The organism is Streptomyces sp. SID13726 (genome assembly GCF_010548375.1).
In the GTDB taxonomy this organism is placed as follows: Bacteria; Actinomycetota; Actinomycetes; order Streptomycetales; family Streptomycetaceae; genus Streptomyces.
Map to the genome: position 1 here is coordinate 1 of NZ_JAAGLY010000004.1, position 20197 is coordinate 20197.

The 20197-nt window shown below is 73.2% G+C and carries 14 protein-coding genes and 1 pseudogene; 3 read left to right on the forward strand and 12 right to left on the reverse strand.

Features of this window, described 5'->3' with window-relative positions; genetic code table 11:
• The 3 genes and pseudogenes from G3I78_RS11295 to G3I78_RS11305 form a co-directional block, all read right to left on the reverse strand.
• A pseudogene (locus G3I78_RS11295) lies at nucleotides 1–180 on the reverse strand (hypothetical protein); the annotation flags it as partial.
• Nucleotides 177–1949: a hypothetical protein gene (locus G3I78_RS11300; RefSeq protein WP_164423132.1), complete on the reverse strand. Its 1773-nt coding sequence runs from the start codon at nucleotides 1947–1949 to the stop codon at nucleotides 177–179. The gene G3I78_RS11300 and the pseudogene G3I78_RS11295, both read right to left, overlap by 4 nt.
• A 137-nt stretch (nucleotides 1950–2086) precedes the next feature.
• Nucleotides 2087–2602, reverse strand: coding sequence for a hypothetical protein (locus G3I78_RS11305; protein WP_164423134.1), 516 nt, complete (start codon nucleotides 2600–2602; stop codon nucleotides 2087–2089).
• A gap of 182 nt (nucleotides 2603–2784) precedes the next feature.
• Here G3I78_RS11305 and G3I78_RS11310 point away from each other — a divergent pair, with 182 nt between their 5' ends.
• Nucleotides 2785–4740, forward strand: coding sequence for a caspase family protein (locus tag G3I78_RS11310; protein WP_164423136.1), 1956 nt, complete (start codon nucleotides 2785–2787; stop codon nucleotides 4738–4740).
• On the opposite strand, the gene G3I78_RS53175 is transcribed toward G3I78_RS11310, so the two are convergent.
• The 8 genes from G3I78_RS53175 to G3I78_RS11350 form a co-directional block, all read right to left on the reverse strand.
• Nucleotides 4734–8933, reverse strand: coding sequence for a CHAT domain-containing protein (locus G3I78_RS53175; protein WP_164423139.1), 4200 nt, complete (start codon nucleotides 8931–8933; stop codon nucleotides 4734–4736). The two genes, G3I78_RS11310 and G3I78_RS53175, sit on opposite strands and share 7 nt — an antisense overlap.
• A 50-nt stretch (nucleotides 8934–8983) precedes the next feature.
• Complete coding sequence (locus G3I78_RS11320; protein ID WP_343243719.1) at nucleotides 8984–9646, reverse strand: RES family NAD+ phosphorylase; 663 nt, start codon at nucleotides 9644–9646, stop codon at nucleotides 8984–8986.
• Nucleotides 9643–10350, reverse strand: a complete 708-nt coding sequence (locus G3I78_RS11325) for a hypothetical protein (RefSeq protein WP_164423141.1) — start codon at nucleotides 10348–10350, stop codon at nucleotides 9643–9645. The genes G3I78_RS11320 and G3I78_RS11325 overlap by 4 nt, the downstream gene beginning before the upstream one ends.
• Nucleotides 10350–11285 (reverse strand): hypothetical protein, encoded by a 936-nt coding sequence (locus tag G3I78_RS11330; RefSeq protein ID WP_343243720.1) that lies wholly within the window; start codon nucleotides 11283–11285, stop codon nucleotides 10350–10352. The genes G3I78_RS11325 and G3I78_RS11330 overlap by 1 nt, the downstream gene beginning before the upstream one ends.
• 1078 nt (nucleotides 11286–12363) lie before the next feature.
• The gene (locus G3I78_RS11335; RefSeq protein WP_164423145.1) at nucleotides 12364–13842 is read right to left on the reverse strand and encodes a gluconate:H+ symporter; all 1479 of its coding nucleotides are present in this window, start codon (nucleotides 13840–13842) and stop codon (nucleotides 12364–12366) included.
• Between the two features lie 120 nt (nucleotides 13843–13962).
• The gene (locus G3I78_RS11340; protein WP_037720011.1) at nucleotides 13963–14373 is read right to left on the reverse strand and encodes a RidA family protein; all 411 of its coding nucleotides are present in this window, start codon (nucleotides 14371–14373) and stop codon (nucleotides 13963–13965) included.
• Nucleotides 14370–15131, reverse strand: coding sequence for an IclR family transcriptional regulator (locus G3I78_RS11345; protein ID WP_164423147.1), 762 nt, complete (start codon nucleotides 15129–15131; stop codon nucleotides 14370–14372). Before G3I78_RS11345 ends, G3I78_RS11340 begins: the two co-directional genes overlap by 4 nt.
• Nucleotides 15128–16234 carry a sugar kinase gene (locus G3I78_RS11350; protein ID WP_164423150.1) on the reverse strand — a complete coding sequence of 369 codons (1107 nt, stop codon included), beginning with the start codon at nucleotides 16232–16234 and terminating at the stop codon, nucleotides 15128–15130. Before G3I78_RS11350 ends, G3I78_RS11345 begins: the two co-directional genes overlap by 4 nt.
• A 112-nt stretch (nucleotides 16235–16346) precedes the next feature.
• Between G3I78_RS11350 and G3I78_RS11355 the strand changes: the two genes are divergently transcribed.
• Both G3I78_RS11355 and G3I78_RS11360 read left to right on the forward strand, forming a co-directional pair.
• A complete protein-coding gene (locus tag G3I78_RS11355) occupies nucleotides 16347–17630 on the forward strand; it encodes an amino acid deaminase (RefSeq protein ID WP_164423152.1) in 1284 nt (427 codons plus the stop codon).
• A gap of 19 nt (nucleotides 17631–17649) precedes the next feature.
• Complete coding sequence (locus G3I78_RS11360) at nucleotides 17650–19233, forward strand: D-aminoacylase (protein WP_164423154.1); 1584 nt, start codon at nucleotides 17650–17652, stop codon at nucleotides 19231–19233.
• Between the two features lie 30 nt (nucleotides 19234–19263).
• Here G3I78_RS11360 and G3I78_RS11365 read toward each other — a convergent pair whose 3' ends face one another.
• Nucleotides 19264–20136, reverse strand: a complete 873-nt coding sequence (locus G3I78_RS11365) for a serine protease (protein ID WP_164423156.1) — start codon at nucleotides 20134–20136, stop codon at nucleotides 19264–19266.
• Between the last annotated feature and the right edge of the window lie 61 nt (nucleotides 20137–20197).

Genomic DNA, 20197 nt, shown 5'->3' on the forward strand with positions numbered 1-20197 from the left:
CGCGGCGGGCGGCGGCGACGGCGCCCGCACCCCGTCGGCAGCGGCGGGCGGCTGGGCCGGGGCCTGGACCCCGTCGGCAGGTGTCGGGGCGCCCGTCGCGGACCACTGCGGGTCCCCCGCCGGTCTGCGCGGTGGCGGCGGGGCCGCGTACGGGTCGGAGTCCGGGCCGGTGCTGCTCATGATGCGTCCTCCTCCTTGGCCACGGTGCGGCCGTCGAACGGTGAGCCGCCGGTCGCCGCGGTGGCCAGGGACTGGATCAGCTCCCGGCAGCGCGGCTCGACGGCGTCGGCGTCCCGCAACTTGGCGTTCCAGTCGGTGAGTTCGGCGGACGCGGCGCGCAGATGGTGCAGCGACTCCAGCTTGGCCGCCTCCAGGATCCCGCGGGCGTTGTCCTGGAGCCGCCCGGCGGCCTGGGCGCCGTTGTGGAGGATGAGCCCCCACACCCCGCCGACGATCGCGGCGATCACGAGGGCGTACCCGATGTGGATGGACCCGATGACCACCAGGATGCCCAGCAGCACCAGGGCGAGCGGCGTCGCCTTCTTGACCCACGGGTAGGCGTAGGAGGCGATGAAAGGCGCCATGTGCTGGTCCCAGTGCGCGGCCAGCGACCGCTCCAGCTCGGGCAGCTGCTGGGTGAACGACCCGGTCCACGGCGGCAGTTGGAAGGTCTGCGCGGCCACCGTGTACGCGGTGCCGTAGCGCGCCTGGACGTCCTGCGGCACCGCGGCCCGGTAGTCCCGGGTGAACTGGGCGTGCGCCTGGAGGAACCACTCGTGGCAGGCGGCGACGGCCAGCCGCTGGGTGGCGGGCGAGGTGCCGATCGCCGACGGGTTGAGCGCCGCGGTGGTCTGCACGGTCAGGTAGTCGAGCGTCTCGTCGTACGACGCCGAGTCCGCGTCGGCGGTGCGGCGCGCCTGGTCCAGGTCGCCGGCGTGGTCGATCACCGCGTGGTTGAAGGCCAGTTCGCGGCGGAGCGGCAGCTCTTCGTTGTCGTACTCGGAGACGAGCCGGTCGAGGATGTCGTCGATCTCGTCCTCCAGCCGCGCGGAGGGCTGGAACTCGCGGGACATGACCGCCTCGTACTTGTCGAGGACCGTCCGCTGGGCGCGGGCCCGGCCCAGGATGGCGTCGAGCTGCGGCCACTGCGGGCAGACCTGGACCAGCCGGGGGAACTCGGCGGCGGCGGACGGCGCGGCGAGGGAGTCGATCTCCTCGCGCCAGCGGGTGATCTGGCGCTGCTGGGTCTCGGTGCTGTCCATGAGCTGCTCGCGCCAGCCGGTCAGCGTGCCGGTGAGCAGTTCGCGGCCGGCGAGCCCGAACGCGCCCTGGGCGATGGACTCCAGGATGACCGCGAACTCCCGGCCGAGGGCCGCGGGGTCCTGGGCGATCAGATAGTGCCGCAGCCAGCGCACCGACGCGTCCTTGCGGTCCTGGCGGCGCAGCACCAGCGCGAAGAACAGCGAGGTGCGGTCCGGGGAGCGGCGGAATGCTTCCTCGACGGCCTTGTCGCACAGCGTGCGGTCGTCGGCGGACCAGGAGGCGAGCGCGACCAGGGCGGGCGCCAGCCAGTAGCGGGGCGTCTGGATCATCAACTGGTCGCCGACGGCCCGGACGTTCTCCTCGGAGACCAGTCCGAGGTCGAAGGCCTGGAGCATGCCGGTCGCGGTGCGCCGTACGGTCTTGTGGTGGCCGAACTCGTGGTCCACCTGGTCCTGGATGACGCCGACGCGGGTCTCGGCGCGCTGGACGTTCGCGGTGAGCTGGGCGGTCTTGACGAAGGCGAGGAACTCGTCGCGCAGTTGCGCCAGTTCGCCGCGGGTCTGCTGCTGGTTGGCCTCGACCGCCGAGACCTGGCCGGACACCGAGCCGACCTGCTCGCTGAGCCGGACCACGAGGTTGCTGACCTGCTGCACCTTCCGGTGAAGGGCGTAGTCCACCTCGGACATGCGGTTTCTCCGATCGAACGGTACGAATCACACGGGGATCACTCGGGACGGACGGCGTGAGGGACGGAGGGCGTCGGGGACGAACGGCATCAGGGACGGACAGCGCCGGGAACGGACAGCGCCAGGAACGGACGGCGTCAGGGACGGACGACCGTCCCGTCGTCGAGCACCGGCAGGAGCAGCCCGCCGGAGTAGACCTCGACGAAGGCGTAGCCGCCGGAGCGCACCAGCATCCGGGCGTCCGCGAAGGGCTCGGGCACCTGGTCGGAGGGGGCGAAGTGGCGGACGATCACCTGGAAGAGGTCGAGCTGGTGGTCGACGTAGGGCGGACCGAGATAGCAGCGGGCGAGGAAGCCGAGCGGGATCTCGCCGTAACTGGTCCGGTACTCCCCGGCGATCCACTCCGCGAGCTGCCTGCGGGCGTTCTCGTCCAGGCCCGCGTCGAGGCGGCCCACGGCCTCGCGCAGTTGCTGCGGCCGGGCGGCCAGGCGCTCGCGGCGCAGCGGGCCGGCGGGCCCCGGCGCCCCGACGGTGCGGCGCGGGCCGCCCGTGGTGAGGCCCTGGTCGGTGGCGCGCAGGGCGTCCGACGACGTGGAGGGTGTGCCGGCCGTTCCTGGTCGCACGATGCGCCGAGGCCGCTCGAACTGGCCCATGTGTCCCCCGACTCGAGTTCTGGCACGCGTTCCGCGAAAAGGTGAAGAATAGTGACGTCGAGTCAATAGTGCGACCACACGGAGCACTTCACACCCGTACGACCGAATTGAAGCCCGGAACCGCCCCGTTACCGACCAGTTCCCTGGAATCGTTGACCGGCCCGGCTGCGAGACTTCCCGCCATGGGGTCGATCTACGCGTTCATGGCAGGCATCAACGACTATCCGGCGCATGTCGCCACTCCGCTCACGGGCTGCGTCAACGACATCCGCGCGGCCCGTCGGCTGCTGGTGGAGCGGACCGGGGGCGCGGTCGAGGTGCGGACGGCGCTGGACGGCGAGGCCACGGCGGCGGCCCTGGAGGACGGCATCCGTGACTTCCTGGGGTCGGCCGGGTCCGGGGACACGGCGCTGTTCTGGTTCTCGGGCCACGGCACCCGGCGCCCCGCCGGCGGCGGCGACCTGCTGGTCGAGGCGACGGGCTGGAACCAGGCGCTGGTCTGCGCGGACGGCCCGCTGCCCGACAAGCGGGTCGGCGCGCTGCTGGACGCGGTCGCGGCCCGCGGGGTCCAGGTGGTGGCGGTGCTCGACTGCTGCTACTCCGGGGGCGCCACCCGGGAGGACGGCCCGGTCCCGGCGGACCTGACCGCCCGGTTCGCGCCGCCCCGGCCGGAGTGGCGGACGGTGACCGCGGACCGGGACGCCGTACCGGACCAAGAGGCCGGGCGTCACCTGCTGTTGGCGGCCAGCAGGCTCGACCAGCTGTCGTTCGAGGGGTACTTCGACGGCGTCAGACACGGCGTCTTCACCCACGCGCTGCTGAGCGCGGTGCGGGCGGCGGGCCCCGACGCCACGTACCGGCAGCTGCTGGCGGCGGCGGACGCGCGGGTACGGCGGTCCGGCGGGCGGCAGCAGCCGGTGCTGTTCCCGCCGTCGCCGGGCCTCGCCGACCTGCCGTTCCTGGCGGGCGCGGTCGCGGGCGTGGCGAGCGGGTATCTGCTGCGCCGGGGGCCGGACGGCTGGGAGGTGGACTGCGGCAGCGGGCACGGGCTGCGGGACGGCGCGGGCGCCGACGGCACGGAGTTCGGGGTGGTCGGCGAGGGCCCGGCCGCGGGGGCGGTCGTACGGGCGCGGGTGGTGCGGGCCGACCGGTGCCTGGTGGACCCGGTGCGGTGGACGCCGGACCCCGAGCTGGCCTACCCAGTGGCCCTGACCGCGCTGGCGTCGGCGCCCGCGACGGTGAGCGTGGAGGGGCCGGACGGACGGCTGCGGGCGGCCCTCGCGTCGTACGGTCCCGGCGGCGGGCCCGCGCCTCTCGTACGGCTCGTCGACGCGCCGGAGGAGCAGGGCGACCCGCACTTCCGGGTGGTCGTGGCGGACGGCGCGGCCCGGGTGTTGGGGCGGGACGGGACGGAGTTCGTGGCGCCGCTGCGGTTCGGGGAGGGCGGGTCCGTGGTGCCGCGGGCGGCGGACGCCGACGCCCGCCGGGTCGTCGACTGCCTCACCCATCTGGCCCGTTGGCACCGGCTGCGGGATCTCACCGCCCGGCCCTCGGTCTTCGACAGCCAGGTGCGGGTGGAGATCGTGCCGTGGGAGGCGCCCGACGGGCCCGCGCTGGTGCCGGACGGGCGGGGCGAGATCGTCTGCGAGTACCGGCCGGACGCGACGGGTCCGCGGGAGCCGTGGGTGCAGATCCGGCTGCACAACCGCTCGCAGCGCCCGCTGTGGTGCGTCCTGCTCGACCTCACCGACAGCTGGGCGGCCGATCCGGCGCTGTTCCAGGGCCACTTCATCGGGCCCGGACGGACGGGGTACGCCCTCGACGGCGAGCCGGTGCGGCTCTTCCTGCCGGAATCGCGGCCCGCCGTGCCCGGGGCTGAGGTCAGGGACTGGCTCAAACTCATCGTGGCGGAGGGCGAGTTGAACACGGCGCCGTTCCGGATGCGGGCCTGGGACGCGGAGCGGACGCCGGGCAGCCGCGGGGACGGCGACGAGGTCAGCGGTGTACTGCGGTTCGACGCGCCGGTACGGCCCGCTCCCGGCCCCCGGGAGGCCGGTCGGGTCCCGCAGGGCGCGGCGGGGCGGTGGGCCACCCGCACGGTGACCCTGCGGACCGTCGTACCGGCGGGCGGCTACTGACCGAGGTGGGTGAAGCCCGCCCAGGCGCTGAGGTCGTCGGGGTCGATGTGCGGGACCCGCTCGGCGAGGCGGGCGGGCAGGTCGGCGGGGAGTTCGCGGGCCGGGTCCAGCATCCACAGCTGGGCCCGGCGCAGGGCACGCGCGGGCGGTTCGTTCCCGGTGCGCAGGTAGTGGTGGGTGAGGAACATCAGCACCGAGGTCGCGTCGTCCGGCACCGGCCACAGCGAGCCGACCACGGACCGGGCACCGGCCACCAGGAACGCGGTGGCCAGGCTGTACGCCTCGTTGTACCCCCGCCCCGACACATGGCTGCGGCACGCGGCGAGCAGCACGATCCCGAGCCGCCCCCGCCCGGCCCCGCCGACCGCCTCGGTCAGCTCCTCGGCCGCCAACTCACCGCCGTGCAGCGCGAGATGAGAGGTCCGCCGGGTGTCCCGCGCGATGGCCGCGTGACAGGCGAGATGCAGCACGGCACCGTCCCGCGGGGCGTCGCGGTCCCGCTCTTCCCCGCCTTCCGCTTCCGCTACGGCGGTCTCGTCCCCGGAGGCGGCGCGCGTCAGCCACTCCAGCACCTCCCCCGGCGTCCCGGGCCCGTCCGCCTCGCCCGTCTCCCGGCGGCCCAGGAAGCGACCGCGCGGGTAGAAGGCGCGCTGGACGGCGTCGGCCTCCTCACCCGCGTACCGGAGGTCCCCGGTCGGGTTGCCGACGACGAGGGCGGGGCCGGCGTGGGTGACGGCGGGGCGGGCGGCGACGTCGCACAGCAGGCGGGCGGAGGCGGCGTAGGAGATCTCCGCCTCCTGGAGCGCGTACCGGCGTTCGTCGTCCGGGCCGGTCCCCCACGCGGCGTGCCAGGGGACCAGGCTGAGGGTGTCCATCGGCACGAACACCAGCCGCGGCACCCGTCCGGTCCGGGTGTCGAACATGTCGAGCAGCGGGCGCATCCCCGCGTACCAGGCCCATCCGCACAGCCGGTCCAGGCGTTGCCGCAGCGACGGGCCCGCGGCGGCGGCATGTCCCGGCACCGGGCCCATGTCCCGGTCCGTACCGCCTCCTCGGGGCTGCGCGTACTCCCGCAGGGCCGCCGCGTCCGCCTTCAGCGTCGGCAGCGGCACGCTGTGCACGTCCCCCCTGGAGGTGACGACGACGGCGCTGCCGGGGGTGTCCTCACCGGCGGGGACGAGGTAGACGAGGGCGTCCTTGCGCAGGGTGCGCAGCGCCTCGCCGATCTCCTCGGGCGAGGGCGGGTCCAGGAGCCGGTCCTGGACGGAGTGCGCGCCGGTGAGGGCGGCCAGGACCCGGCGGCGCAGGCTGCTGGGGACGGTGACGGCGGCGCGGAGCGCGGTGAGCGGGTCGGCCGCCGTGCTGCCGAGACCGGCCGCGTGCCACTCGTCGGCGAGGTCGCCGTGCCCGGCCGCGACCAGGCGTTCGGGGACCGTCCGGGAGGTGGTGGCGGCGTGCAGGACGAGACCGCGGCAGGCGTCGAGGGCGCGTACGGCGTCCTCGGGGGCGTTGTCCCGCAGGCACCAGCCCGCGACCTCGAACGCGGTGTCGGTGGCCTCCCGCACGGCGTGCGCCGCGTGCTCGGTGCCGGACTGGAGCAGCGCGGCCCAGGCGTGGCCGCGCAGCGCGTCGAGGCCGGTGCGGCGGCCGGCGCCGCGGTCGTCCCGGCGCAGTTCGCCGCGGACCCGGTAGGCGCGGCCGAGGGCGAGTCCGCAGGCGGCGTAGAGGCGGTGCTCGGGGCCGCCGCACATGCGCAGCGACTCCTCCAGCATGGTGATGCCCCGGGTGAGGTGCCGGGTGCGGACGGAGGGCAGCCGGTGCATCTCGGCGAGCGCGCAGTGGCCGCTGCCGAGGCAGTGGGCGTAGCGCAGCCGGCTGTCGCTGCCCTCGTCGACCAGGTCGTAGGCCTCCTGGAGCAGTTCCATGGCCTCGGCGAGCATCTCGGCGTCGCGTTTCTCACCGGCCCGGATGAAGCGGGTGATGCCGTTGTCGCCGAGCACCCAGGCGCGGTGGTCGCGCGGCAACTGCTTGGCGGCGCGCCGCAGTTGGAACAGGGACGGGCGGCCGACCAGGGGTGGCGCGGGCGGTGCCCCGAGGAGTCCGGCGAGGCGGTCGCGGGCGGAGCGGGCGTTCTCCAGGTGGGTCCACAGCTCGATGCGGGCCGGGTCCTCGGGGTCGAGGTCCGCGTGGACGGCGAGGAGTTCGGCGAGGTGCCGGTCGGTGCCGGCGAGGTCACCGCGCTGGGCGGCGGCCTGCGCGTCGAGCGCGGACTGCTGGGCGTCCAGGACCTGGCGCATGTGCGGGCTGAGCTGGGGGCTCTCGCGCAGCTTGCGCCACATCGCGGCCCCGGCCTCGACGTCGTCGCCGGTGCCCGCGGTCTGCCCCCGGTGGGTGGTGGCTGCGGCGCGGGCGAGGTCGATGCCGTGGCCGAGCTGTTCGTCGCCGCCGATCGCCTCGGCGCGGGCGAGATGGTCGAGGACGGTGTCCATGCCCCGCCCGCTGCCCGCGAGTTCGTCCCGCAGCCGGGTCTGGGCGACCACCGCGTGGGCCTTGCGCTGCCACTCCGGGTCGTCCTGTCCGTGCGCGAGGACGCAGTCGATCAGCTCCTCCTTCTGCTCGGCGGCGACATGGGTGCCGTGCGGGTCGAGGAGCATGGTGTGGGAGAGCAGGGCGAGGGCGAAGAACGCCCGGCCCGCGCCCTCCTCCAGGGCGCGGTAGCGCGCGAATCCCTGGTCGAAGCCCTCGGCGAGCCGGTCGAGTCCGCCGAAGCCCTTGAAGATGCCGGGGAAGTCGTCGCTGGTGCCGCTGAAGTCGAGGAAGCCGCGCCCCTGTTCGAGGTCCCTGAGCATGTCGACGTACGCCTGCCGGGCCTCGTCGGCGCCCATCCCGGCGGGCGGCTCGGCACCGGTGGCGCCGGTGTCCTCCAGGGTGAACCAGGCCCAGCTGCCCATCATCCGGGCCATCTGGCGCAGTTGGTCGTCGAACTCCTCGTCGGCGAGGACCAGGGCGGCGGCCTCGGCGACATCGCGCAGCCGGCGTTCCTCGGGGTCGTCCTGGTAGCGGCTCTGCTGGAAGACGGCGAGCATCAGGGCGGTGGTGCTGACCGGGCCGTCGCGGTCGGCCTCCCACTCGTCGAGGGACTTGCGGATCAGGGCGATGCCCCGGTCCTGCACGGTCACGTCCCGGCGGACCCCGCCGCGTTCGAAGAGCAGCCGGCCGAAGCAGTCGAGGTACACCGGGGGCAGCCGGTCGACGTCGGCGGGGTCGGCGAGCAGTCCGGCGAGTTCCACCTCGGCCGCGGCGGCCTGCGCCTGGTCCTTCCAGGTGGCCCAGATGAGGGTGCGGACGAACGCGCTGCGGATCTCGGCCTCCCAGGCCCAGGTGGGCGGTTCGCCCTCCCGCTGGCGGGCTTCGAGGAGCGCGGTGCCGAACGCCTCCCTGGCCAGCTCCAGTTCGTCCCGGTCGCGGGTCATCCGGCCGTGCGTCATGAGCGCGAGTCCGTGGCTGTGGCGCAGCAACGGCAGGTCGCCGCCGAGCGGTTCGGCGGCCAGCGCGGCGCCGTAGTGCCGGGCGGCGGCCTCCGCGTCGGCGGGCTCGGAGGACAGCTCGACCCGGTCCAGGTGCAGATAGCCCCGGGACACGTCGAGTTCGACCGCCTCCTCGCTGCCGGGCTCCACTGTCGCGGCGGCGTCCGCGTACAACCGCAGTGCCTCGTCGAGGAGTTCGAGGCGCCGCTCGACCGCCTCCTCGCAGGCCAGGTAGCGCTGCTTGGCGCAGGACGCGAGCAGCTGGCGTCCGAGGTCGTGCACGAGGTCGTAGTCGTCGTCCCCTGCGGGCAGCCCGGCGACTCCGTCCCGCAGCAGCTCCCACATGGCGTCGAGGAGTCCGGGGTCCGGCTCGCTGTCGTACTGGAAGGCCCGGACGTGCCCGTAGAGGATCCGCCAGGCGGCCCAGTCGCCGTCGTCGCCCGGGGCCCGGAAGGCGTGTCCGAACGCCTCGGCGGCCAGCGGCAGATGCTCCTCGGGGCCGTCGAGGAGCAGGAGCCGGTAGCTGAGTTCGCCGGCCAGCCCGCACAGACGGGGTACCTCCGGGTCGTCGGAGGCGGTGTGCGCGAGGGTGTCGAGGATCTCCTCGCGCCGGTCGCGGAGTTCGCGGATCTCTTCGGGGGCCGACGTCGGTGTCTCAGCTGTCACGAGGCGAGCTTTCCAGGAACGCGGGGGGACCGAACCGGTGAATGCGACATTCAGGGGGCGAGTTGGACGCCGTAGGCGCCGAGCACCGAGTCGAGCCAGGCGAGGCCGTCGGCGGTGTCGAAGTCCATGACGTCCTCCTCGTCGGCGGGCAGCGTCCCGTCCAGGCCGCCGCGGTCGCCGAACAGCACCACCGTGCGTTCCATCGGCTCCCGCTTCGACGGCCACACCATCCCCTGCGCCCAGTCCCCGGCGTGCCGGCGGATCCAGTGCGCCCAGTCGCGGGTGTACGGGTACTCCTGCGCCTCGGCGTGCACCAGCCAGGTGTCCTGGTGGACGGCGGCCAGGTCGCGGGCGCTCATCAGCGGCAGGACGGTGAGGTCGGCGGTGAGCCGCAGGGTGCTCATCCGGCGGCCCTCGACTGCGCGGTGCGGCAGCAGCCGGGGGGCGCCGGTGGGGTCGAAGGGCAGCGAGCGCAGCAGGGTCTCGCAGACCGCGGCCGCGGGGCCGAGACCGGCGTACAGATAGCCGTAGCGGTCGCAGGAGGTGGCGTCGAAGCGGCCGCCGCCGTAGAGGCAGTGCGCGGGGCGGGGGTTGAAGTCCGTCGCGGTTCTGCGGGAGGAGTGGATGCGGTACAGCAGGGTGCCGCGGGGCAGGGTGACCTTACCGGGGGTGCCGGTCAGGGTGTCGGGCGGCCGGTAGTGGGGCACGGTCACTCACTCTCCATCAGGAACCGTGCGGTGTCCGCGAGTTGGCGGTCGCGGCCGGTGCCGAGCAGGCTCGCGGGGCTGGTACCGAGCCAGGCGTTGGCGGACAGCCACCAGTCGGCGGCGCCCCACGGATCGCGGTCGGCGGACAGCAGGCCGTTGACCTCCAGGACGACCGGCCAGGGCAGGGTGTCCTCGGAGAACTGGAAGCGCGGCAGCCGCACCCGGCCGCCCTCGCCCCGCAGCCGGATCAGGTCGGGCGCGAAGGGTGAACCGCCGTTGCGCAGCAGGTCCTCGGCGTCCAGGGCGGGTTCGGCGAGGAGCCGGTCACGGACCGGGCCGAGCACCGGGCCGACCATGCGGTGCCCGTCGATGAGCAGGACGGCGAGGTCCTCGGGGGCGTACCCCTGCACGGTCACCCGTCCGCCCGCGGCCGGGGTGGCGACCGGCCGGGCGCCCTCGTCGGCCCCGAACTCCTCCGGCACCCGCTCCCGCAGCAGCCCCGCCGCCTCCCGCGCGGCGTCGAGCCGGATGCCGGGGTCGCCGTCGCCGGCCCGGACGAGACCGAGCAGGGCGGCGAGCCGGTCGCGGGTGTCCCGTCCGAGCCGGCCGGCGACCAGGCCCCACTTGGCGGCGGCGGAGGCGAGCACGACGTACGCGTCGACGGGCTCCCCGCTCTCCGGGTCGAGATGCGGGGGCGGCGGGTGTCCCATCAGTCCTCCCTGGGCGCGAGCAGGCGTTCCAGCAGGTCGGCGCGGGCGTGTCGGCGTACGACGAAGTGGATCTCCCAGTCGGCCCCGCGGGCGAGTTCGGCCTCGACGGCGGCCCACAGCGCGCCGAAGCTCTCCAGCGGGGTGAGCCCGCCGCGGCCCGCGCCGAGCAGGGGCAGGCACACCGAGCGCAGCGGCGGGTCGTGGCGGCCGGACTCCTCGGCGAGCAGCGCGAAGACGCGGGCGACGCCTCTGGTGATGTCGGCGGGCTGGACGTCGTAGTCGTTGGTCTCCGGACGCGGTACGGCGACGGCGACGTGGTAGATGCGGCGGATGCCCTGGCCGTCGAGGACGCCGGCGGAGGTGGCGGCGACAGTGCCGGGCTGTGCCGCCCGGCCGGGAGCCCCGTGCCGGGCGGTCCAGCCCCGTAGCTCGTCGTCGATCCTGTCTTCGACGAGTCCCCCGACGGGGTCCCGGTGCGCGCCCGCGCGGCGCAGGGTGGCCGAGACGGACGACTTGTAGGGGGCGGGCAGCGCGAAGTAGATGTTGGTCGGCGAGACCACCACGTCGATGTCGCGGACCAGGTCGACGGAGTGGACGTGCAGGGTCACGGGGACCGTGCGGTCGTGCACCCTCACGTGCAGGGTGCGGTGGGCTGCGGGCATGCGGTCGTACGGCACCGGGCTGTTCTCGGCGCCGCCGGGTGTGCCGTCGCGGTGCAGTGCGACGACCTGCTCGGCGACCTGCCCGAGGACCATCAACTCGTGGTGCTTGCGGAACCGTTCGACGCTCACGCCGTACACCTGGGCGGCTCGCCTGCGCCGGTCGGAGGCGGGCCAGTCGCGGGTGCCCTGGGCGAGCCCGAGGCTGTACTCGGCGGCGGTCTGCAGAGTGCCGCCCCCCATCCGGGAGACGGCGAGCCGTAACACCTTCTCCACCGGCCCCCCAGGCAACTCGCCGTCTCCCCGCGGCACTCCACGAGCGACCCCGGCAAGCACCGGTACGTCGAGCCCCCGAAGCCTCACGACTCCGGCCCGCCGCACCTTCCGCACCTCCGCGAGAACCGCTCCATGATCGGGCACGGGAGGAGACGACGGCATGACGATCAGCATCGCACCGCCACCCACACCCCACAAGCCCGTTCCGCCCTTCCATTCCACCGCACGGGCTGGGCGTGAACGGGGGTGTGTTCAGGGCGGATTCGGGGCGGGTGGGGGTGGGCAGGGGGGGGGGTGGGGGGCGGGTGGGATCGCTGAAGGGCGCGGGGCGCGGGGGCGCAGGGCGCCAGGGGCGTCGGCCGGAGATCGGGGCCGGTGCTGGGAGGCGCGGGAAGCCGAAGGGCAAGAGGCGGGTCGGAGGGGGCAGGGCTCGGTGGGATCGCTGAAGGACGCGGGCGCCCGGGGGCCATCAGCCGGAGACCGGAGTCGAAACCGGGAAGCACGCGCGGGAAGCCGCAGGCCGGGAGAGGGGCTGGAAGAGGGGCCGGGTGCGGTGGCATCACTGAAGGGCGCAGGCACCGGGGGCCATCAGCCGGAGACCGGAATCGGAACCGGGAAGCGCGCGCGGGAAGTTGAAGGACCAGACCTGGGAATCGCGAGGCGGGCAGGGGGAGTTGAAGGGCCGACAAGAGCCGCCGACGCGGGCGCGGGGCGCGGTCCCGCCCGGGGACGTGGTTGCCTGCGATCCGGCAGTCCCGCCCTCGCCGAGGAGGAGTCGGACGCGCCCGCCGCCCCGGTGCCACCCCGCGGCGCCGACCGCTCGACCCGCGCCCTGGACTCCCTGGTCGCCCGTCGGCACCTCAGCGTCAGTTCGCCGCGCCGGCCCTGCTCAACGCGGTGGTCCTTGTGTGCGGCGTGCTGAGCAGAGCCAGGGGGGCGGGACTTGGGAGCGGGCGCGGCCGGGAAGCCTCCTTGGCGCGCCCACCGCGCCCACCGCTCCGGCCTCGACCAGGCCCCGCAGATCGCGAGCCGCACGCCACCGGCACCGTCGCCACCACCGCCCCGCCCCCACTCCCCCCTACACGAACACGCTCAACACCGCCGCCACCACGAACCCCGCCACCGACAGGACCGTCTCCAGCACCGTCCACGTCTTCAGGGTGTCGCGTTCGCTGATGCCGAAGTACTTGGCGACCATCCAGAAGCCGCCGTCGTTGACGTGGGAGGCGAAGATGGAGCCGGCGGAGATGGCCATGATGACGAGGGCGACGAAGGCCTGGGAGTGGTGGCCCTCGGAGAGGAGGGGGGCCACGATGCCGGCCGTGGTGACGATGGCGACCGTCGCCGAGCCCTGGGCCACACGCAGGACCACTGAGATCAGGTACGACAGGACGATCACGGGGAGACCGACGTCGTTGAAGGTGTCGGAGAGGGCCTGAGCGACCCCGCTGGCCTTGAGGATCGCGCCGAAGACCCCGCCCGCGCCGACGACGAGCAGGATGTTGCCGACCGGCTTGAGGGAGGCCGTGGAGACCGTCTCGAGGGACTTGCGGGACCAGCCGCGGCGGATGCCGAGCAGGTAGTACGCGAGGACCAGGGCGATGGTCAGGGCGACGAAGGGGCTGCCGAAGAACTCGATCACCGAACGGCCCGTGGACGGGTCCAGCGCGATCGAGGAGAACGTGGCGGCGAGGATCAGGATCAGCGGCGTACCGATGATGCCGAGGACCGTGCCCAGCGGGACGGGGTCCTCACGCGGTACGACACCCTGCGTCCGCTGCTCCTCGATCACCGCCTGCTTGGCCTCCGCGGCCGCCTCCACCATGTCCTGCGGCACGGCGACGAAGATCCGCCGCCCGATCCACGCGGAGTACGCCCACGCGGCCAGCACCGCCGGGATGCCGCAGATGATGCCCATGAGGATCACCCAGCCGAGGTCCACGTGCAGCAGACCCGCGGCCGCGACCGGACCCGGGTGCGGCGGCAGGAACGCGTGGGTCATCGACAGGCCCGCCAGCAGCGGCAGACAGTAGAGCAGGATCGACTTGCCGCTCCGCTTCGCCGCCGCGTACACGATCGGCGCGAGCACGAAGATGCCGACGTCGAAGAAGACCGGGATACCGAAGATCAGACCGGTCAGGCCCATCGCGAGGGGCGCGCGCTTCTCCCCGAACAGGTTCAGCAGCCGGGACGCCAGCACCTCCGCCCCACCGCTGACTTCGAGGATCGCCCCGAGCATCGTGCCGAGGCCGATGATGATCGCGACGTGCCCGAGGATGCCGCCCATCCCGGACTCGATCGTGGACACCGCGTCCGACCGCTGGACCGTGCCGAAGAGTTCGGTGACCGAGAGACCCGCGAGCAGTCCGACGGCTATGGAGACGCCGAGCAGCGCCACGAAGGGCTGGAGTCTCACCTTGATGATCAGGAAGAGCAGCAGGGCGATACCGATGGCGGCGACGGTCAGCAGACCGGCGGTGCCGTCGATCAGGAGGAGCAGGCCACCGGTGTGGGGTGGGGCCTCGGGGGCGGTGGCGGCGAGCGGGAGGGACGACATGGGGGTCCTCTGGGTAAGTACATCCGGCTTTCGGGCAGGGGGGATCGCGGCATGACCGCCCGTGAGGGGGTCATGCCGGTTACGGCGTGCGGGAGTTGAGGGGCCGTCGGCCCGGGTGCGTCAGCCGAGGACGGCGAGCGCGTCGATCTCGATGAGCAGTCCGGCGGGCAGGCCGACGTAGACCGTCGTACGGGCGGCCGGGGGCGCGGTGAGGCCCTGCTCCTCGAAGTAGGTGTTGTAGATCGAGTTCATCTCGGCGAAGTGGTCGACGTCCGTCAGATAGACGCGGATCATCATCACGTCGTCCCAGGAGGCGCCGCCCTCCTCCAGGATCGCCTTGACGTTGGCGAGCGTCTGGAGGGTCTGCTCACGCAGGGTGGGCCCGGCGGGCGTGGGCGGCTTGCCCTCCTCCGCCGGGAGGAACCCGACCTGCCCGGCGACCTGGAGGATGTTGCCCTTCCTGACCCCGTGGGAGAACTTCGCCGGCGGGGTGGTGTGGGTCTTGGGGGTGAGCGCGATCTTGTCCGTCATACGGATTCCTTTCCTGTGGTTCTGCCCGAGTACTCGCCGCTGACGGCATCGGCCGTACGGCGGACCTGTGGAAGCAGGGTGAGAAGTTCCTCGGCGGTGACGACGACGTTCGGCGCGGAGACCGACATCGCGGCGACGACCCTGCCGTCGGCACCGCGGATGGGGGCCGCGACGCAGTTGATGGACTCCTCGTGGCCACCGAGGTCGGTGGCCCAGCCCTGTTCGCGCACGCGCTCCAGCTCCTTGAGGAAGGCGGGGGCGCTGGGCGTCGAACGGGCCGTGTACATGGGGTAGTCGAGCTGGTCCGCGAGGGCGTTGCGCTCGGCCTCGGGAAGGTCGGCGAGCAGCAGCTTCGCGACCGCGGCGACGGTGATGGCGACGGGCTTGCCGATCCGCGAGTACATCCGCACCGGGTACCGGCTCTCCACCTTGTCGATGTACAGCACCTCGTCCTCCTCGTACACGGCGAGGTGGACGGTGTGCCCGCACTGCTCGTTCAGCCGTACGAGGTGGGGGTGGGCGATCTCGCGGATGTCGAGGTTCTCCATCGCCTCCTGGGCGAGGGCGATGAGCCGGGCGCCGAGACGGTAGCGCTGGTCGGACTGGCGGTAGACCATGCCGTGCTCGTGGAGCGTACGCAGGAGTCGCAGCGCGGTGGACTTGTGGACACCGAGCCGGTCGGCGACCTGCCCCAGATCGGCGGGCCCCTCGGCGAGCAACGGCAGGATGCTCAGCGCCCGATCGACGGTCTGACTCATGGACTACGTACCTCCTCCGGGGCCGTACCGGCTTGCGTCCAGCCGGGGCCGAGTCGAAGTGTCCCCCACGTGTCGTCCCCGACGGCGACGAGGCGATCGGCGTGTGCGCGGGAGGGGGGTACGGCGAGGTCCCCGGGGACGGTGAGCGCGGCGGCGGCCCAGAGGTGACCGTGCCGGAGGCGGTCGCGGAGGGGAAGCCCCCGAAGGGTCGCGGAGAGGAACCCGGCGGCGAAGGCGTCCCCGGCACCGGTGGTGGCGACGACGTCGACGGAGAGGGCGGGTACGAAGGTGCCCGACGAGGCGGGCGTATCGACTGACGGAGCCGGGGACCCGGCCAGGGGCGCGGGGAACTGCGCGGCCAGCCCACCACTGCCCGCGGCCGAGACGAAGGCAGTAGCCCCCACGGACCCCTGCTTCACCACCAGCACCGAAGGCTCGGGCAGCACCGCCCGGACCGCGGCCGGACCCCCCGCCACCCCCCACGCCTCCTCGGCCTCGTCCTCCCCCACGAACACGATGTCGGCCCCCCGGGCCAGTTCCAGCAGCACCCGCGGACCGTCCGCGTCCCGCCACAGCCCGGCCCGGTGGTTGACGTCGAAGGACACGAGCGGCCGATCCGCGCCAGGAGCCGTCAACTCACGCAGCAACCCCAGACAGTCGTCCGACAGAGCCGCGGTGATCCCCGACAGATGCAGTACCCGCCCCGCCCGCACCACCGGCAGATCCACGTTCTCGACCGACATCGCCGAAGCCGCCGACCCCGCCCGGTAGTACGCGACCTCATGTGCGTCCGAGCCGCGCTCCCCCGCCGTACGGAAGTACACCCCCGTAGGCCGCGAGGAATCACGCCCGACGGCCGAGACATCGACCCCGTACCCCCCGACCGTCTCGACCAGGTGATCCCCGAACCCGTCCACCCCGACCCGGCTGACCCACCGCACCACGAAGCCGGCGGCAGCCAACCCGCATGCCACGTTCGACTCCGCCCCGCCGATCGCCCGCTCGAAGGACGGCACGTCGGCGAGCCGGCCCGCGCGGCTGGGCAGGAACGTGACCATGGACTCGCCGAGCGCGACGACGTCCACGGCGTCGGGGGCATTCACGATGGTCGTGACTCCTTCATTGACCTGGCGTTGGCGTGGATGTTAGACAGCAGTAAGCGATATACGCAATGACCGTTGCAGACACTGCAACTCACCTGATCAGGGAGGCCCCGTGTCCGCAGGAACCGGCACCGAAGCGCTCGCCCGCCTCGCAGAGGACCGTGTCGACCACCGCTTCAAGGGCCTCCCCCCGGACGCGGACGGCCTGACCGTCGCCGAGCTGACCGCCCAGCGCCGCAACCTCTTCACCGACGGCTTCACCACCCCCGTCCTGGCCCTGTCCGCCGAGCGCCTGGAGCACAACCTCGCGCTCATGGAGACGTACGCCACCCGCCACGGCCTCGCCTTCGCCCCGCACGGCAAGACGACCATGGCCCCCCAGCTCTTCCAGCGGCAGATCGACCACGGCGCCTGGGGCATCACCCTCGCCGTCCCCCACCAGGTACGGGTCGCGCGGGCGTACGGCGTCCAGCGGATCTTCCTCGCGAACGAACTCGTGGACCCGGCCGCGCTGAGGTGGGTCGCCGCACAGCTCGACGCCGACCCCGCCTTCCGCTTCGTCTGCTACGTCGACTCCGTGCGCGCGGTGGAACTGATGGACGCGGCCCTGCGCGGCGCCACCCGCCCCGTGGACGTCGTCGTGGAACTCGCCGCCGGAGAGGGCGCCCGCACCGGCACCCGTACGGAGGCGGAGTGCGCGGCGATCGCCGACGCGGTCGCGGCCACCGGGACGCTACGGCTCGTCGGCGTCGCCGGTTACGAGGGCGAGGTCCCGCGGGCGGACCCGGAGCGCGTGCACGCCTGGCTGCGCCGACTCGTCGCGCTGGCGGCGGAGTTCGACAAGGCGGGACGGTTCACCGCGGCAGGGCTGGACGAGATCGTGATCAGCGCGGGCGGCAGCGCCTGGTTCGACGCGGTCGCCGACGTCTTCGCCGAGATCCCCGAACTCTCCCTGCCCGTACTGAAGTTGCTCCGCTCCGGCGCCTACGTCTCGCACGACGACGGCCACTACCGCAAGCTGACCCCCTTCAACCGGGTCCCCGAGGAAGGCGCGCTGGAGCCCGCGTTCCGCCTCTGGACGCAGATCGTCTCCCGCCCCTCCCCCGAGCAGGCCTTCGCCAACGCGGGCAAGCGGGACGCGGCCTACGACCTCGACCTCCCCTTCGCCCAGGTGGTCCGCCGCGCCGGTGCCGAGCGCCCCGCGACCGGCATCGAGGTGACCGCCCTCTCCGACCAGCACGCCTGGCTGCGCACGGCACCCGAGGCGGACCTGGAGGTCGGCGACTGGCTCGGCCTGGGTCTCTCGCACCCGTGCACGTCGTTCGACAAGTGGCAGCTGATCCCGGTGGCGGAGGCCGACGGCACCGTAGTCGACTACATCCGTACCTTCTTCTAGAGACAGCGGGAGGACCGGCATGGAAGAGCTCGTCATCCGGGACGCGGACGTCGTCGACGGCAGCGGCGCCGACTCGTACCGCGCCGACGTGGTCGTGGACGGCGGCCGGATCGTGTCGATCGTCAAGGAGGCGGCCGACGCGGGCTGTCAACGCCCCAGGGCCCGGCGTGAGTTGGACGCGGAGGGCCTGGTCCTCTCCCCCGGCTTCATCGACATGCACGCCCACAGCGACCTGGCGCTGCTGCGCGACCCGGACCACAGCGCCAAGGCCGCGCAGGGGGTCACGCTCGAAGTCCTGGGCCAGGACGGGCTGTCGTACGCCCCGGTCGACGACCGCACCCTGGAGGAGGTCCGCCGGGCCATCACCGGCTGGAACGGCTACGGCGACGACATCGACTTCGACTGGCGCTCGGTCGGCGAGTACCTGGACCGCCTGGACCGGGGCATCGCGGTGAACGCGGCCTATCTGATCCCCCAGGGCACGGTCCGCGCGCTCGCCGTCGGCTGGGAGGACCGCGAGGCGACTCCCCGGGAGCTGGACCGTATGCGCGAGCTGGTCGCCGAAGGCATGGAGCAGGGCGCGCTCGGCATGTCCTCGGGCCTGACCTACACCCCCGGCATGTACGCCAAGGACGCCGAACTCACCGAACTGTGCCGGGTGGTGGCGCGGTACGGCGGCTACTACTGCCCGCACCACCGCTCCTACGGCGCGGGCGCCCTTGAGGCGTACGAGGAGATGGTCGCCCTGACCCGGGAGGCCGGCTGCTCCCTCCATCTCGCCCACGCCACCATGAACTTCGGCGTGAACAAGGGCCGGGCACCGGAGCTGGTCGCGCTGCTGGACGAGGCGCTGGAGTCGGGCGCGGACATCAGCCTGGACACCTACCCCTACACCCCCGGCTGCACCACCCTCGTCGCCATGCTCCCGAGTTGGGCGAGCGAGGGCGGCCCGGAGAAGATCCTGAAGCGGCTCGCGGACGACGGGACCGCGGAGCGCATCCGCCACCACCTTGAGGTCATCGGCTCGGACGGCTGCCACGGGGTACCGATGGAGTGGGACACGATCGAGATCGCGGGGGTCGCCGATCCCTCGCTGTCGCGCTACGTGGGCCGCCGTCTGGACAGTTGGGCGACCGCACGGCATCTGCTGCTCGCGGACCGCCTGGCCCCCTCGATCCTCCAGCACGTCGGCCACGAGGAGAACGTCCGCACGATCATGCGGCACCGGGTCCACACCGGCGGCTCGGACGGCATCCTCCAGGGCGCGAAACCGCATCCCCGGGCCTACGGCACGTTCCCGCAGTATCTCGGCACGTATGTGCGGGAGTTGGGGGTGCTGTCCCTGGAGGACTGCGTGGCCCACCTCACCTCACGCCCGGCGGCCCGACTCCGCCTCCCGGACCGAGGCCTGGTCAAGGAGGGCTACCGGGCCGACCTGGTCCTGTTCGACCCCCGGACGGTGGCGCCGGGTTCGACGTTCGAGGACCCGCGCAGACTGCCGTACGGCATCCCGCATGTCCTGGTCGACGGCCGGTTCGTGATCGAGGACGGCCGCCGCACCGATGTCCTGGCGGGCAGGGCGGTCCGTCGCAGTCCCATGTGACGGAACACCTCGCGCCTTACTGTTCGGTCCTCACGGCTTGGGCAGGGTGCACGCGCTCGCGTTGAGGTTCAGCTGGTTCCCCGTCGTGAAGCAGGCCGGGATGTTGTAGATCTCCTGCGCGTAGTTGATGCCCTCGCGAACGGTCACGTTGCCGTTGGCGTCGACCTCGCACGGGTTGTTCTCCGTGCACCGCTGCCCGTCCTCGTTCCCGGTGTTGTTGACCGCGACGACCTTGCCGGTGGCCTGGTCGATGACGGGCGAGCCCGAGGTGCCGCCGATGGTCTGGCAGGCGGAGGTGTAGCGGACCGAGTCCTTCCAGGTCCAGTCCCCCTCCTTGAGCCGGTACACGAACCCGTCGATGCTGCAGCTGTACAGCCGCTTCCAGTACCCGGAGGCCACGGTGATCGCGGTCCCGGCGGTCGGGTGCGTGTCCTGCACGGTGAGCGCGGAGATCCCGTACGCGCTCTTGATCGAGGCGTACGTGGAGGTGAGCTGGTAGATCGAGACGTCCGTGTCGGTCATCGTGCCGTAGGCGAGCTTGCTGGCCCGCAGGGTCGCGACGCGCGTACCGGCGGAGTTGAGCAGCCCGAAGGTCCGGCTGGACGCCTGGTTGGTGAGCACCTCACCGGGCTCGGGGAAGCCGGTGGTGAGGCAGTGCCCGTTGCTGAGCACCAGCGCCGGGTCGCTGTCCAGGGAGTTCGGGAACCGCACGACCGAGCCGGAGCAGTTGCTGAGCGCGACGGTACCGGCGAGGGTGACCGCCTGGAGCGTGGGCGACGCGGCCTTGGCCGACACCGCCGTACCGCTGCCCTGGTCCACGGGCGCGGGCGCCGCGACCGCGGGCGCCGCACCCGCCCCGGCGATCACCAGGGCGAGCAGCGCGGCGGCGAGAGGCTTCTTCATGTGGGGGTCCTCTGCGTGACGAGGGTGACCGGAGATCTTCCGGCCACCCACCGATTTGTCA

Bases quoted from the DNA above. Each gene is read 5' to 3' on its own strand.
- G3I78_RS11300 (WP_164423132.1), bottom strand. From the start codon at position 1,949: ATGTCCGAGGTGGACTACGCCCTTCACCGGAAGGTGCAGCAGGTCAGC.
- G3I78_RS11305 (WP_164423134.1), bottom strand. From the start codon at position 2,602: ATGGGCCAGTTCGAGCGGCCTCGGCGCATCGTGCGACCAGGAACGGCC.
- G3I78_RS11310 (WP_164423136.1), top strand. From the start codon at position 2,785: ATGGGGTCGATCTACGCGTTCATGGCAGGCATCAACGACTATCCGGCG.
- G3I78_RS11325 (WP_164423141.1), bottom strand. From the start codon at position 10,350: ATGGGACACCCGCCGCCCCCGCATCTCGACCCGGAGAGCGGGGAGCCC.
- G3I78_RS11335 (WP_164423145.1), bottom strand. From the start codon at position 13,842: ATGTCGTCCCTCCCGCTCGCCGCCACCGCCCCCGAGGCCCCACCCCAC.
- G3I78_RS11340 (WP_037720011.1), bottom strand. From the start codon at position 14,373: ATGACGGACAAGATCGCGCTCACCCCCAAGACCCACACCACCCCGCCG.
- G3I78_RS11345 (WP_164423147.1), bottom strand. From the start codon at position 15,131: ATGAGTCAGACCGTCGATCGGGCGCTGAGCATCCTGCCGTTGCTCGCC.
- G3I78_RS11360 (WP_164423154.1), top strand. From the start codon at position 17,650: ATGGAAGAGCTCGTCATCCGGGACGCGGACGTCGTCGACGGCAGCGGC.
- G3I78_RS11365 (WP_164423156.1), bottom strand. From the start codon at position 20,136: ATGAAGAAGCCTCTCGCCGCCGCGCTGCTCGCCCTGGTGATCGCCGGG.